Source organism: Extibacter muris (assembly GCF_004345005.1).
Taxonomy (GTDB): Bacteria; Bacillota; Clostridia; order Lachnospirales; family Lachnospiraceae; genus Extibacter; species Extibacter muris.
The window spans coordinates 122,711-136,972 of record NZ_SMMX01000005.1 but is presented as its reverse complement, the minus strand read 5'-3'; the positions used below and the strand labels follow the sequence as shown (position 1 = coordinate 136,972).

At 42.9% G+C, this 14,262-nt stretch carries 12 protein-coding genes and 4 pseudogenes; 10 read left to right on the top strand and 6 right to left on the bottom strand.

Annotated features, from left to right (window positions below):
- Window positions 1-11 precede the first annotated feature (11 nt).
- Window positions 12-422 (top strand): annotated as a pseudogene (locus E1963_RS07785) (TraM recognition domain-containing protein); the annotation flags it as partial.
- Window positions 423-690: 268 nt separating this feature from the next.
- Window positions 691-900: a Maff2 family mobile element protein gene (locus E1963_RS23490; RefSeq protein WP_465221082.1), complete on the top strand. Its 210-nt coding sequence runs from the start codon at window positions 691-693 to the stop codon at window positions 898-900.
- A gap of 33 nt (window positions 901-933) precedes the next feature.
- Here the strand turns inward: E1963_RS23490 and E1963_RS07775 are convergent.
- Window positions 934-1,838, bottom strand: a pseudogene (locus tag E1963_RS07775) (relaxase family protein); the annotation flags it as partial.
- A gap of 138 nt (window positions 1,839-1,976) precedes the next feature.
- Window positions 1,977-2,336, bottom strand: a complete 360-nt coding sequence (locus tag E1963_RS07770) for a helix-turn-helix transcriptional regulator (protein WP_132276878.1) — start codon at window positions 2,334-2,336, stop codon at window positions 1,977-1,979.
- A 195-nt stretch (window positions 2,337-2,531) separates the two neighbouring features.
- Here E1963_RS07770 and E1963_RS07765 point away from each other — a divergent pair, with 195 nt between their 5' ends.
- The 8 genes and pseudogenes from E1963_RS07765 to E1963_RS07730 all read left to right on the top strand — a co-directional run bounded on the left by E1963_RS07765 (window position 2,532) and on the right by E1963_RS07730 (window position 9,353).
- On the top strand, window positions 2,532-3,194 hold the full coding sequence (locus E1963_RS07765) for a TetR/AcrR family transcriptional regulator (protein WP_243117634.1): 663 nt from the start codon (window positions 2,532-2,534) through the stop codon (window positions 3,192-3,194).
- Window positions 3,195-3,239: 45 nt separating this feature from the next.
- A complete protein-coding gene (locus E1963_RS07760) occupies window positions 3,240-4,193 on the top strand; it encodes a DUF4097 family beta strand repeat-containing protein (protein ID WP_132276875.1) in 954 nt (317 codons plus the stop codon).
- Window positions 4,190-5,293 (top strand): hypothetical protein, encoded by a 1,104-nt coding sequence (locus E1963_RS07755; RefSeq protein WP_132276874.1) that lies wholly within the window; start codon window positions 4,190-4,192, stop codon window positions 5,291-5,293. Before E1963_RS07760 ends, E1963_RS07755 begins: the two co-directional genes overlap by 4 nt.
- Window positions 5,274-7,166: a VTT domain-containing protein gene (locus E1963_RS07750; RefSeq protein ID WP_167482141.1), complete on the top strand. Its 1,893-nt coding sequence runs from the start codon at window positions 5,274-5,276 to the stop codon at window positions 7,164-7,166. The genes E1963_RS07755 and E1963_RS07750 overlap by 20 nt, the downstream gene beginning before the upstream one ends.
- 212 nt (window positions 7,167-7,378) lie before the next feature.
- Window positions 7,379-7,774 carry an RNA polymerase sigma factor gene (locus E1963_RS07745; protein ID WP_330570746.1) on the top strand — a complete coding sequence of 132 codons (396 nt, stop codon included), beginning with the start codon at window positions 7,379-7,381 and terminating at the stop codon, window positions 7,772-7,774.
- 28 nt (window positions 7,775-7,802) lie between these two features.
- Entirely contained in the window at window positions 7,803-7,919 is a 117-nt protein-coding gene (locus E1963_RS07740) for a helix-turn-helix domain-containing protein (protein ID WP_132276870.1), read from the top strand.
- Window positions 7,920-7,942: 23 nt separating this feature from the next.
- Window positions 7,943-8,080, top strand: a pseudogene (locus E1963_RS07735) (excisionase); the annotation flags it as partial.
- Window positions 8,081-8,159: 79 nt separating this feature from the next.
- Window positions 8,160-9,353: pseudogene (locus E1963_RS07730) on the top strand (integrase DNA-binding domain-containing protein).
- A gap of 399 nt (window positions 9,354-9,752) precedes the next feature.
- On the opposite strand, the gene E1963_RS07725 reads toward E1963_RS07730, so the two are convergent.
- From E1963_RS07725 to dapA, 4 genes are all read right to left on the bottom strand, one after another.
- On the bottom strand, window positions 9,753-10,616 hold the full coding sequence (locus tag E1963_RS07725) for an MBL fold metallo-hydrolase (protein ID WP_243117633.1): 864 nt from the start codon (window positions 10,614-10,616) through the stop codon (window positions 9,753-9,755).
- A 218-nt stretch (window positions 10,617-10,834) separates the two neighbouring features.
- Window positions 10,835-12,163 carry an SLC13 family permease gene (locus E1963_RS07720; RefSeq protein ID WP_132276866.1) on the bottom strand — a complete coding sequence of 443 codons (1,329 nt, stop codon included), beginning with the start codon at window positions 12,161-12,163 and terminating at the stop codon, window positions 10,835-10,837.
- A 119-nt stretch (window positions 12,164-12,282) separates the two neighbouring features.
- Window positions 12,283-13,272, bottom strand: a complete 990-nt coding sequence (locus tag E1963_RS07715) for a hydroxyacid dehydrogenase (RefSeq protein WP_132276864.1) — start codon at window positions 13,270-13,272, stop codon at window positions 12,283-12,285.
- Between the two features lie 71 nt (window positions 13,273-13,343).
- Entirely contained in the window at window positions 13,344-14,252 is a 909-nt protein-coding gene (dapA, locus tag E1963_RS07710; protein ID WP_132276862.1) for a 4-hydroxy-tetrahydrodipicolinate synthase, read from the bottom strand.
- Between the last annotated feature and the right edge of the window lie 10 nt (window positions 14,253-14,262).

Genomic DNA, 14,262 nt, shown 5'->3' with positions numbered 1-14,262 from the left:
CCTTACCTCATGATACGACCCTGTTCTTGGGCGGCAAGGAAAAAACGACCCTCAAAGAAATATCGGAAATCTTGGGGAAAGAAACAATAGACAGTTTCAACACGTCGGAGAACCGGGGACGGGAGGTTTCCCACGGGCTGAACTACCAGAAGTTAGGCAAGGAACTTATGACACAGGACGAAATCGCAGTCATGGACGGCGGGAAATGTATCATGCAACTTAGAGGGGTACGCCCATTCTTTAGCGAAAAGTACGACATAACGAAGCACCCGAAATACAAGTACCTTTCCGATTTTGACAAGAGGAACGCCTTTGACATGGAAAAGCACTTGAAACGCCGTCCCCCAATCGTGAAGCCGGACGAAGTATTTGATTACTACGAAATCGACGCGGCAGAGTTGCCAGAGGACACAGAGCTTTAAAACCGCGTCATGGAAATATGGATAACAGGCTATTGCGCTATGGAAAACGCCATTCACAGCACATGGAAAAGCAAGAACGTAAACACAGGCTACATGGTACGCGCCCCTACTTTTGGGAACCGCAAACCTTACAACCGAATACCGCCGCGCCGCAGATATGCCGCAGCGTGGGGACAGCCGCCTTACACACAGGGCGGCTTTTTTCATACCCAAAAACAAAACCAAACAATTTTGACAGCCGCATAGCGGCAGAAAGTGAGGACTATATATGGAATTTTTCAACAGCGCAGTAGACGTATTGCAGACCCTTGTTATCGCTCTTGGAGCCGGACTTGGTATCTGGGGAGTAATCAATCTTTTGGAGGGCTACGGCAACGACAACCCCGGAGCCAATACTGATTGCGGTAAGCACACCATAGGCAACAAGCGTACCCATAAACTCCCTCCTGTCTTAATAAAGTTATGTAATCAATCATAGCATACCGCAAAAAGAATGTCTATGTGACAAAATCTATCCGCGTTCCACTTCCTTATCCCGTTCCGGCTCTCTGTCCTGCCGCAAAATGCTGTCAATGTTCCTCTTGATAACATTATATTCCCCGACCTGTTTTTTCATCTTGCCATAATCAGCGTATAGGGATTTCCGCTGCTCTTGGAGCTTTGTATATTCAGCTTGCAGGGCGGCGACGTTCGGGAGCTTGCCGGATATGCCCGCCGTTTTTAAAGCCTTTGCTGCCGCTTCATGCAGAATGATACTTCCCTCATGGACGGCGCGATGCTGCTCTTTGTTCTTTGCCTTGCGGTATGCGTCATAGGCGGGCTTTGTCTTTTGGTATGTCGTGATGTTCTTAATCAGCAACGCCATATCCGCAAGCCGTTTTACATGCTCTTTAGTGCGTTGGAAGCCTGTTCACTTGCCGCCGTGACTTCCTCTATCCGGCTGACTAAATCCGCATACTGTTCAATCTGATGTTCCGTAAGGAAGTTAAGCGTCTTTGCCGCCCGTTTCAGATTGTGGATTTTAGCCCATTGCTCATAGCCCCGGCTCTCCCCAGCCTTGATACTGTTTTCAATATCAATCAGCAGGGACACGCCCTTTTTCTCTGCCCGTGGAGCTTTGGCGGCGCGTATGCGCTTGCCGCTTATCCGTTCGGTTATGGCTTCCTCTGTATAGTCCGCGCCGAGGGTTTTCAAGCGGGTAAACCGTTCCTGTCCGGGAGCGCGGCAGGATATGTATTTCCCCCGTTTGAGTTCATAGCCCGCCGCTTCCAACCGCCGCAATAATTCCTCAAAGTCTGCCACTTGGGGAATAAGCGCGTCAACGGCAATCTTTAGCTTGCCTTTCCAACTCGTCCCCGTCTTTTCCGCTTGGTATTCTGCATAGCTTTTTCCCTTGCTGCCTTTGCCCGGAACCACTCTTCCTATGCTTGCTATTCTTCTTTTCGCATACTTCCACGTCAAAGACGGGGAAATGCCAACTTATCCCCGGAAAAAGAAAAAACGCCGCACCTTGCGACGTTTCTAACGGTGGTATAGACGAAGAAACGGAGGATTTCATTCCCCCGTTTCTTTGTTTTTCGCTTCCTGTATTCCCTTTGCTGTTGCCGTCATAATCGTTAAATCCCGACTGTCCATATCGGCAAGCAGACTTTCAAGCTGCCGCCGTTGCGTGGATTTGTCCGTTTCCGCATTTGGAAAAAAGAACTGGTCTACTGACACATCTAAAAAGGTAACAAACTCATAAAAGATTTGGAGGCTTGGGTGCTGTCCGCTGTTCTCAATGGACGCGATATAGCGCGGCGCAATGTTCAGCCTGTCTGCTAACTGGTTGCGCGATATGCCCTTTGCCTTTCTTGCTTCTTTTATGGCTTGCCCGAAAGCCTTAAAATCATACTTCACTTTGTCCTGCTTCATATTTTTCACCCTATTACATTTTACCGTTCACCTTTCTTTCTTGGATATGATTACACATATCATAGTATTGATAGTAATAGAGCATATATGCAGACTCGACGACCGGGAAATTTATTTGAACGGTAATTGACATTAAAATATCGTGGTGGTATTATGTAAATGAATAATTCATTCACAAGAAATGGAGGGTGGAACATGAATGACCGCATAAAGTCAATCACAGGCGCTGCAACGTATTTATTCTTACAGCAAGGCTATTCCAAAACACAGATTAGCCATATTGCAAAAGCTGTCGGTGTATCTGTTGGTACAATCTATCTCGATTTTGCCGGGAAAAAGGAAATCATGCACTTTGTCTTAAAATGTACCATAGAACCGGCATTTATCAATCAAAATTTTGAAAGACCTATTACAGATGATTTATTTGTCGGTTTGGAAAATGATATTATTGCCGTATTTGAAAAAACAGGAAGCGATTTTGCAAAGCACCTTGTGAACAAAGCAGCCGATTATGACCTTGAAACACTTGTGTCCGACGCTTTTGACATTCTTGCTCAATATGCAGTTGGTTGTCTATTCATTGAAAAAAATCAATTTGATTTCAAATTTTTAGCAGAGCATTACAGAGCGTACCGCAAAAAATTTCTTGAAACTATGACACAATACTTAACATCCTTTGTTGAAAGCGGCAACGTACGACCATTAGAGCAGCTTGAACTGACTACTACCTTGATTATTGAAATTTTATCATGGTGGGCGATGGATATACGGTACACGTCTTTTGAAACACAGGACATTCCCCCCGAACTCGCAAAAAAAGTCTGTATAGACAATATTATATCTGCATATAAATCCTAAAAATTAGTGGCAGTCAACTGTCCCTGATTTTTTACCACAGTATGAATGAATAATTCATTTAGTAAAGAAAGAGAGGTTTTCAAAATGACAATGAAAAGAAAAATCATTAACGGTATGCTTATGGCGGCTTGCCTTTTTACCCTGTCGGGCTGTTCACACTCTACTCCTGCACAAGCGGCAAACGAGCTGCAATTTAATCTAAACGGTATTTCAGACGTAACTATTTCTTATGATGAAGAAAGCGTTACCTTTTTCCAATCAGAAAATGACGAGCTAATAATCAAGGAATATATGACTGAAAACAAAAGCCGCTATTATGCTGACGTGAAGCAAGACAGTGGAAGTATTCACGTTAGCGAAGGTGGAAAGCCATTCCTCAAAAGCAATTTTACGAGGTACATAGAAATATATTTTCCGCAGGAATATCAGGCAAACCTTACTGTTACAACTACTGACGGCAACATTGATATGTCTGATTTAACCTTAGACTTAAACTCGCTTCGTATTGACAGCACCGCCGGAACAGTACAATTAGACAACGCCGACGCTTCCGTTGTTCATTTGTCCTCTACAAGCGGAAAACTGGATTTAGGGAACATAACAGGCGAACAAATCAGACTTGATACCACCAGCGGTAACGTGACTTGTGCGGAGCTTAACGGAGCTGTCACCTATACCTCTACAAGTGGTGACATTGATGTAAAATCTGCTGTCGGCTCTGGAAGCTATCGGGCAAATAATTCCGGCAATCTAAAAGTGGCTTATACCGAAGTGACAGGCGACCTATCATTTTTTAACAAGAATGACGATATCGAATTGATACTCCCGCAGGATTTGGAATTTGAGTTTGAAGCGACTACAAAAAACGGCTCTGTTTCTACATCATTTCAAGAAAGTATCAGCATTGACGGACGTACTACCCGTGGAACTGTCGGCAGCACTCCCGCCGTCACGGTAAAAACAGAAACCAACAACGGGAATATAGCGGTGACGCAATGAAACAGCGTCTTTTTCCCATATTGATATTAGGTGTAGTCATTTTAGCCTGTATCGCGTTTTATTTTGGCGGCGGCTACACCGAATATAACCTTGCATACATTTTTTCCTTTGTGTTTCTGCTCTTTTACGCTCTCTTTTCGGCTTCAACAATTTTGGAAAAAATAGTGCAGATTATTATATATGCACTTGTTATGGTAGTACAGATACTTTTCAATACCTTAGTATTACGCAGTTTGTTTGAGAACAACGGTATAATTGGCTGTTTATGCCGATTACTTGGAATACTGTTTATCTTTATTCCCATTATTATTAAGCAGATATTCTTTTACAGGCGCAATGGTTTTCCCTTTTGCGTATTAGGTGAATATCCGGCACTGACCTATTCTGAACTGATGAGTAACAAAAATGAAATAGCTTCTAAAATTGAAAAGCTGAAAAGTACAGGACAGGTATTGTCTAAAGCGCATTTGCAGGAAATTTTACATGACTTGCCGCGCCACAGCTCATTTTCTTACATCAACAACGGAAGCCTTACAGCAGAGTATTTTCAAAAAGCTGCTGAAAGTTTTAACGACGGCTTTATTTATCTTGTCATTACACAGACAAAAAGTGCGTCAAGTGAAGTAATCGGACTGTTTACCAACAGGCTATTTAACCATGTGTCACTTTCTTTTGACAGAGATTTGCAGACGATTATCAGCTATAACGGCGGCGAAAAGATCAAGCCACCCGGACTTAACCCTGAACTGCTTGAACATCTGACAGAGAAAACAGGCGCGTCAATTATGCTTTATCAACTTCCGGCGACCCGTCAGCAGAAAAAAACCATGCTTAACAAGGTACAGGAAATAAATAACGAGGGAAGCGCCTATAACTTAATTGGATTGGTATTCAAATTCTCGCGGAAACCCAATATTATGTTCTGTTCACAATTCACATATACCATGTTGGAAATTGCAGGGCTGAATTATTTTGAACAGAAAGCCGCCCGCGTCAGACCAACAGATTTTATAGAGCTTGACTATTACCGAAAGCTGCAATTTGTAGACAGGATTGTTTTAGATAACGGAGATAATGCGTATGAAGAAGAAAACTCGTAAGCGAGTGATTGTTTATTGCATTTTATTTGTAGGGCTTATTGTAGGAATAACCATTGCACTATTTCCCTATATTGAACGCCTGTCCGACCCTCAATCTCAGAATGACATAGAAGCATTATTAGAAAAAATGGGGGTTATGGGCTTCCTTGTAGTATTGGGTATTCAGATTTTACAAGTTGTTATTGCCTTTATCCCCGGTGAGCCGGTAGAGATTTTTTCTGGCGCGTTATATGGAACGGTGGGCGGGCTTCTTATCTGCTTGTCCGGGTGTGTGATAGCTTCAACAATTATATTTGCCCTATCCAAACGGTACGGAAAGCCGCTTCTATATAGCTTGTTCAGCAAGGAAAAAGTGCAGGGGTGGAAATGGCTGCAAGACAGCCGGAAATGTTCAATGGTGACGTTCATTCTGTTTTTAATACCCGGAACGCCCAAAGATATGCTTACTTACATTGTCGGCGTAACAGATATGAGTGTTTGGAAATTTATAGGCATATCCACGTTTGCCCGTATTCCCTCTGTCCTTTCCTCAACAATTATTGGCTCAACTATGAGACAGGGGGAATGGAAAATTTCTCTGATTGTATTTTTAGTCACGGGAATCATCGGGATAGTTGGGATTGGTTTTAAGGAACGAGTAATCCGTTTCTGTCAAAGCAGGGCAAACAAAGAGAAAAGGCTAACAGCAAAATGTGAGAGCTTGGATTTTGTCGAAGCAGCACACGGACACAAGGTATATCCTCTTATGTATTGCCACATGGAAGTTGAGGGAAATTTAGATATAAGCCGTTTGCGGTCTGCTATCGCCCGATCCTGTCAATATGTGCCGGAAATCCTCTACACCTACGATTTTACAAGAGGACGCTTTATTGATAAAGGCTTTACCGTGGACGATACCATTAGCCGCGCCTCTGTCCTGCTACAATGGGATTTAGGCAAAAAACCGCAGCTTCAAATTGTGATGAATGGTGATGAAAATGAAATAACAATCGGCATGAGCCACATTCTGACTGACGGCGAGGGGTTTTTGCAATATCTATACTTGTTGGCTTCCCTTTATAACGGACAGACCCCCTCTTTTCCATTGGAGAATAGCAGAGATATTTCGCCTGTTTTGAGGAATATCCATATTGGGCGACCAACGGAACAGACATGGCGACAACGGCACATTACCGTTCCACCTTTAAGGGCGGACAGCGACGGGAAACTGTATTTCTGTTTGTGTAGCCGTATTTGCCCTAAAGACTTTTCAGCTCTTTACAGCAAAAGTAAAAAACAAAATGTAACACTCAATGACATATTTATTACAGCTTATGCACGTGTAATATCCCGTTTGCATAAGATACAGACCATTGTTATTCCCTGTCCGGCAGACTTGCGTGGATTTTCGTCTATGTCGGATAAATTGAGCATAGCAAACATGACGGGAATTTATAGAAAGATAGTTGTTGAAATTAAGCCGCAGCACTCTTTCCACGAAACCTTATTGCAAGTTCATATAGAAATGCAACTGCAAAAATCACGTTATCGTTGTTTTGTCGGTATACGCCCGTTAGACTATGTGTTTCACAAAATACCGCACCCTGTTATGGCACAGATTATTAAATGGACTTACCAATTATTCCCTGTTTCTTATACGAACTTCGGAAGAATAGATCATACAAAACTGTTCTTTGAGGGCTGCAAAATTAAAAGCTGCTATACAACGGGGACGTACCGATTACCACCTGATTTTCAATTATCTGTAAGCACATTTCAAAACGTGTGTACGCTAAACTGCACTTTAATAGGTCAGAATGAGGACAGTGTGACCGGGCAGAACATTTTAGATGAAGTCAAGAACGAAATTTTAGAATGGGTGAACATGAACTAAATAACTATCAAAAGATGGCGACTAAGGGATAGCCAGTAGGACACGGCGGTATCAAGGAGGTGCTGCCGTGTTATTTTTGTATCGACATAAACCGACAAAACTTTTTTGAAAAAGTTTGCTGTTTTCTTTGGCATATTCCCGCCGCTGTCGTGGAGGGCTGCCGAAAGGGGATAACACTACTCCGCCCCCCGGATTGGAAAGGGGGTGAGAACATGAACCCTGCTCGGTTTGAATGGCAGACCCGGTGCGAGTTTAATGCGTACTGCAAGCGCACGTTACGCAATGAACTAATTGACGCAAGCCGGGAACGCAAACGTCGGCATCGCCGCGAAGTGACCTTTTCAGACCTTACCCCGCATGAGGAAAAGCAGCTTTATACCGTGGACAAGTATTTTGTCAACGAGGATAAAGAAGAAGCCTTTTGCGTGGGAGATTTGAAGATAACCGCGAAGCTGCTTGCCGAAGCCCTGCACTCCTTGCCGGAGGATAAACGGCAAGCCGTGTTGCTGTACTATTTTTTCAACATGACCGACGTTGAGATTGCGGAAGCAATGAAGATACCCCGCAGCACAGTACAGTACCGCCGGACAAGCTCTTTTGACTGCTAAAACGATATTTGGAGTAACGTGCTGATGAATGGGACGAATCCGTGACGAAAACGGTAATACCTATTGGGGCATAGACGAGGACTTACGCCAACGGCTGCAAGCCAAACTCATGCGGGCTGTCCTGAACTTCAAGGCAGACTACTAAGGGCATAGGCGAAGCGTCCCCCTTTCCGCTTTGGAGAGAACAAACTCCGCAAACTGGCAGAGGAAAACCCCACCGCAGGTTGGGTAATTATGAATGGGAACCGTATACAAATCAAGCGGAAACAGTTTGAAAAAATCATAGATACTTTGGACGTAATATGATGTAATTTTTCCTTGAATATGCTATAATAGATGTAGGCATATCAAGGCTTTTTCCGTCATGAAAGGAGCATGACGAGAGATGTCGGAAAAAAGACGAGATAACAAAAACCGTATCTTACGGACAGGAGAAAGCCAGAGAGAAGACGGAAGATATGCTTACAAATATACTGATACCTTTGGAAAGCCGCAATTTGTTTATGCTTGGAAGTTAGTACCCACGGACAAAACCCCGGCAGGAAAGCGGGACGATATTTCACTCCGGGAAAAGGAAAAAGAAATTCAGAAAGACCTTGACGACGGTATCGACCCCATAGGAAAGTAAATGACTGTCTGCCAGCTCTACGCGAAGCAGATACGACACCGGGCGAATGTACGGCATGGCACCAAACAGGGACGCAAACAGCTTATGCGGATATTGGAAGAAGATAGTCTTGGAGCTTGCAGTATTGAAAACGTGAAGCTGTCCGACGCGAAAGAATGGGCTTTGCGTATGAAAGAAAAAGGCTACTCTTTCAAGACCATCAACAACCACAAGCGTTCTCTGAAAGCTGCCTTTTACACAGCCATACAGGATGATTGTATTCGGAAAAATCCGTTTGACTTCCAGTTGAACACAGTGTTAGAAGATAACACCGAACCAAAGGTTCCCTTATCCCCCACACAGGAAGCGTCTTTCCTGTCCTTTTTGCAGAATGATGTTGTCTATCAGAAGTATTATGACGAGATTATCATACTGTTAGGAACAGGGCTTCGCATTTCTGAACTTTGCGGGCTGACTGAAAATGATATTGACTTTGAGAACAGGCTAATCAACATAGACCACCAACTTTTAAAAGTATCGGGAATTGGTTATCACATTGAAACGCCGAAAATAAAAAGCGGTATCAGGCAGCTTCGCATGAGTACAAAGGTATATGAAGCGTTCGAGCGAGTGCTGAAAAACAGAGGACGGGCAAAGCCTATCATTATTGACGGTTACGGTAAATTCCTTTTCCTTAACCGTAACGGCTTGCCAAAAGTGGCGGCAAACTATGAAAGTATGTTCCGGGGGCTTGTGAAGAAATACAACAAGTGCCATGAGGAAGCATTACCGAACGTGACAACGCCACACACCTTACGTCATACGTTCTGTACCAATTTAGCAAACGCCGGAATGAACCCGAAAGCATTACAGTATATCATGGGACATTCCAACATCAACATGACGTTGAACTATTATGCTCATGCCACTTCTGACAGTGCATTAGCGGAAATGGAACGGCTGATTGCGTAGTAGTAAATAGAGGTTTTACTACTCTTTCTACTACCTTTGAACGCAGAAACATGAGGGGATATAAGAATATTTGAGAACATCTTCCGATATGATAAATGCCGGAAAGCCTGTAAATACAGGCTATACCGGCATATAAGAACTTATAAAGAGATAGTCAAAAAGTATAGTTTGATTTAGCATAAATATAGCAGAAATTGATAGACATTATCCTCCGAAATCTTCTGCTGTTGAATATTCAGCATTCTGATCTTCACTTCTTCTATGCTGTTCTCAACCGCTTCAATTTCATCATATAATTCCGTAGTGTCTATACGGGAACTTCATCTGCATGATACGTATTACAATCCGGTTCCATCTTAAAATCATTATCTTTCGTAATCTAACGGCTGATCGGATTACCTACAACAAAAATTCCATTAACTGCTTTTTCTTTCCGTCCAGGTATTTCTTCCATGCCTCGCCATCAAGAAATGGATTTTCTCCGGGATGTTCCAACATATACTGTCGTTTATTCAGTAAATCTACGTTATCTGTATGGTTTCCCATGAAGAGGTCTACTTTTTGATTGCGGACTTTTTCAAGGGAATTCAAATATTCTTTCCTTGCCTCGAATGTGGTATCGCCGATTTGTTTCAGATAATCAGTCTGCAGGGTATTAAAGCCAAATCCACCGTAATAACCGACACGCTTTTTTTCTCTACCATTCGTTACATCAAAGAAACATGCAATGCAGCCTTTTGTATGTCCTGGTACCAAAAGGAATTCAATGGTAGTGTTGCCAAATGTCAGAACATCTCCCTCTTTGATTGCAACGTCGGCATCAAATAATGTATCCATGCAGTTTCCACTTTCCTGTACCAATGCAAGTTCCGGACGTTCGTGAAAGGCTTTCACATCTGGTTCGCCCATATATATTTTCGTGCCGAACATATTTTTAAAGAAATTGACCGCTCCAAAATGATCCGCATGGCCGTGGGAAAGAATGATCCATTTTACATCTGCCGGATTAAATCCCATTTCCCAGATGGACTGAATCAGCATTGCCTGAGCGCCACAGTTTCCTGCATCAAACATAAGCAGGCCATCTCCCGTATCTACGATATGTACGCATACCCAGCTGTCTCCGACATAATACAGATTTCCGTAAATCTGAAATGGTTTTACATAACGGCTCTCTTGATTTATCCAGAATTTTCCTGTACTTTTACTTTTGATTTTTTCTTGTCGTTCCAAATAATCCTGATATTCCGATTTTATTGACATACACATTCTCCATTCTTTTACACTTTATCTTCTGTTCCCTCAATTTTTTTGCAACATTATCTTTTATTACAGGTGAACAGATTATATATAATCCAATATTATTTTATACTTTTGCAGCTACATGGGGAAGAAACTGCAAGTTTACTATTATAGCAAAATAACGCACAACAGGAAGTATAGCGTATTCTATACTTCCCACCATGCGGCATATTCAACTTTTAAAAGAGGAATGCAACTGAACTTACAGTTACGACTGCGATCAATATGATAAGCAGTGGTCCGCCGATTTTAACGAAGTCAGAGAACTTATATCCTGCCGGTAAGATCTGCATGTTAACAGCTGTTCCGTACGATGTTGCAATTGCCAGGTTGGAGCAAGCTGCAATTACGATTACCCACGGTAGAGGGCTGATTCCAAGTCCCAGTGCCATTGCGATGGCGATTGGACTCAACATAGCTGCTGTTGCGTTGTTTGACATAAAATTTGTCAGTACACTTGTTAATACTGCAATTACGATTGTAAGAACAACTACAGACGCATTCTTTCCACCAAAGAGATTCAGCACTCCGTTAGCGATAAGGGCTCCGCCACCAGATACGTCAAGACCTGTTCCAAGTCCGCCGATACCACCGATTGTAATCAGTACGTCCCAAGGAAGATCCGAGTATGCTTTTTTTACCGAAATACATCTGGTTCCAAGAACAATTGCTGCACCTAACATACCGATAACACCGATGTTAAAACATTTATTAAATGGCGCAAATCCACTTGCTACGAATAGGAAGATGCAAAGCAGCATTGTAAATGCTGCGATATGACCTTTTTGCTTAACTACCGGATCTTCTGCTGCTTTTTCTTCTACTGCTGGCGCATCTGCATACATATTTCCTTCATTGAAGTCCGGGCTTTCTGGTTTCAGAACTTTCTTCAATAATGTGTATCCGATTGTCCCCCAGAAAACAACCTGTACAACGGCTGCCGGGAGCATGATCTTTGTCATATCGAACATTCCCATACCGTCTTTGTATCCTTCATATCCCTGAAGTACCGCATTTGCTGCAAGCTGCGATGTTGAACCAACCAATGTACAAGCACCTCCGATGATGGCCGCTGTACCTGCCGGGAAGATGACCATCTTAGAACGGATACGTCCGCTTGATCCTGCTGCTACAACTGCAATCAATGGCATCCAAATAGCAACGGTTCCATTGTTACTCATGAATGCTGACATCAGACAGCATACTGCACTTACTGTTACGATAAACCTACGTTCAGTCTTTGCCAGAAACGAATTTCCAATCTTTTCACCGATATCCTGTGCAACACCGGTCTCAAAAAGCGCAGCACTTACGATACACATGCCGACTACCATTGCCCATCCTGGTGCACTGAATCCAGCATATACTGCAGACAGATCCATTTCGGGAATAAAAATTCCCATTGCTACTGAACTTCCCATTGCTACAGCACTCATCGGAAGTTTGTTCCACATGAACAATACAATTGTGATTGCCGCAATTATAATTGCTATAATACTTGAACTCATAGTTTTCTTCTCCGTTTCCCCACGTATTTTTTCTCTCTTGTTTTTCTAACCTGAAAATTACTTCTATCATCTCTCCTGTATTTACAGAATTTTTACGATTCTCATAATCTCCTTAATCTCTATACCTCAGCCCATTCAGCATCTTTCCATTTTTCATGATCATATACTGACTTATCTGCTACGAATGGCCATTTCTTACCTTCTGCTACTGCCAGGCATCCTTTCACGCACATTTGAGCCATCTTGATTACTGCTTCTCTTGTCTGTGCTGCCGAATGAGGACTTACGATCAGATTCGGGCAGTTCATAAGCGGATCACCGGTCTGCGGAGGTTCATTACAGAATACGTCTGTTCCTGCCCCTGCGATCTCTCCTGCCTTTAATGCGTCTACCAAATCAACTTCGTTGATGATTCCGCCACGGCTACAGTTAATGATAAGTGCTGTCTTTTTCATCTCGGAAAGTTGTTCCTTAGCGATCATATTTCTTGTCTCATCTGTAAGTGGTACATGGATGGATACCACATCGCTTGCTTTTAAGAGATCTTCATAATTCTCATAATATTCTGCTCCGAATCCTTCCACCTTTTCTTTGGACAAGAACGGGTCATAAGCCGCCACTTTCATTCCGCATCCTTCACAGATCTTCGCTGTCTCACGTCCGATTGCTCCAAGTCCTAAGATTCCGACAGTCTTGCCTTCCAGTTCGAATGCTTTCCTGGCTCCACGGATCTCCCAGTTGCCTCTGCACATTTCCCACTGCGCCTCTACGAGATTCTTGGAAAGCGCAAACATCATTGCTACTGCATGTTCCGCCACACTTCTGTTATTGGCTCCCGGTGTAACAACTACTGGGATACCATGTGCGGTGGCCGTCTTCACATCTACAGAATCATATCCAACACCGGTACGTCCGATTACCTTTAAGTTCGGGCTATTCTCAATTGCATGTCCATCACATTGAGCAATTCTTACGATCAGGGCGTCTGCATCTTTCATCTCGTCCAGATAGTTGTTCGGATCCTGGTCATCCGCTACGTAAATGTCTGCGACACCATCTAGCATCTGAAGACCTTCCGGGCACACAGCCTGTGTCATTACGAATTTCATGTTTCATTCCTCACTTTTCTTATTTTTAACTGGCATATTGCGAATGCCTGCTATTTCAAATATGTTACAAATCAGTTCATACCTCTGTCAGCATTTTCTTTCAATACTTCCTTCAACGCCTCAACACCTTCAGTACACAGATAATTAAACGGTCTACGGCATTCTCCTACAGGATATCCAAGCATTGCAACCGCTTTCTTAACTACAGTGTTTGGATTGCCGTATTTGAATACTGCACGGAAACTTGCAATGGACTCCTGAGCCGCCTCTGCTTCTTCGATCTTTCCTTCTTTGAAGAGGTTGTAGATAGAAGATAATACATGAGGATATACATTAGAGCATCCTGCGATACCGCCGAACCCACCTTCTTGCAGAGATGGAAGGATCAGCGAATCATTTCCTGACAATACATAGAAATCTTTGTCCAGATCCTGTGTCATATGAATGTATGCTTTTAAGTTCTCCCAGTCACCGCTTGAATCTTTTGCACCAATGATGATATCTACATCTTTGGCAAGTTTTGCAACCGTCTCTGGAAGAAGTCTGTTCCCTGTACGTGCAGGAATGTTGTAAAGTACGATGGGTGTATCTACGTGTTTTGCGACCTCTACATAATGATCATATAACTCTTTCTGCGATGCTACCGCAAAACTTGGTGTAATGATTGAAAGCACATCTGCTCCAAGTTGTTCGGCTTTCTTGCTCATACGGATGGTATCTGCTGTAGAGATGCATCCTGATCCTGCATAAACCGGAGTTCTTCCTTTTACCTGATCGATAGCTGCTTCAAGAACTTCCACTTTCTCATTCTCGTTTAAGATATATCCCTCGCCATTTGTTCCAAATGGAAAGATACCATGTACACCGCCGTCAATCAGACGCTCAATCTGATTACGAAGTTCCTCTGTGTTTACACTTTCATCTTCTTTCATTGGTGTTAAGATAGGTGTAATGATTCCTTTCAGTTTCACTTTTTTCATGATAAGTTCT

Coding starts and splice junctions, on each gene's coding strand:
- E1963_RS07755 (WP_132276874.1), top strand. CDS start 4,190: ATGAAACAGCGTCTTTTTCCCATATTGATATTAGGTGTAGTCATTTTA.
- E1963_RS07770 (WP_132276878.1), bottom strand. CDS start 2,336: ATGAAGCAGGACAAAGTGAAGTATGATTTTAAGGCTTTCGGGCAAGCC.
- E1963_RS07745 (WP_330570746.1), top strand. CDS start 7,379: ATGAACCCTGCTCGGTTTGAATGGCAGACCCGGTGCGAGTTTAATGCG.
- E1963_RS07720 (WP_132276866.1), bottom strand. CDS start 12,163: ATGAGTTCAAGTATTATAGCAATTATAATTGCGGCAATCACAATTGTA.
- E1963_RS07725 (WP_243117633.1), bottom strand. CDS start 10,616: ATGTCAATAAAATCGGAATATCAGGATTATTTGGAACGACAAGAAAAA.
- E1963_RS23490 (WP_465221082.1), top strand. CDS start 691: ATGGAATTTTTCAACAGCGCAGTAGACGTATTGCAGACCCTTGTTATC.
- E1963_RS07750 (WP_167482141.1), top strand. CDS start 5,274: ATGAAGAAGAAAACTCGTAAGCGAGTGATTGTTTATTGCATTTTATTT.
- E1963_RS07765 (WP_243117634.1), top strand. CDS start 2,532: ATGAATGACCGCATAAAGTCAATCACAGGCGCTGCAACGTATTTATTC.
- E1963_RS07715 (WP_132276864.1), bottom strand. CDS start 13,272: ATGAAATTCGTAATGACACAGGCTGTGTGCCCGGAAGGTCTTCAGATG.
- E1963_RS07760 (WP_132276875.1), top strand. CDS start 3,240: ATGAATAATTCATTTAGTAAAGAAAGAGAGGTTTTCAAAATGACAATG.
- E1963_RS07740 (WP_132276870.1), top strand. CDS start 7,803: ATGGGACGAATCCGTGACGAAAACGGTAATACCTATTGGGGCATAGAC.
- dapA (WP_132276862.1), bottom strand. CDS start 14,252: ATGAAAAAAGTGAAACTGAAAGGAATCATTACACCTATCTTAACACCA.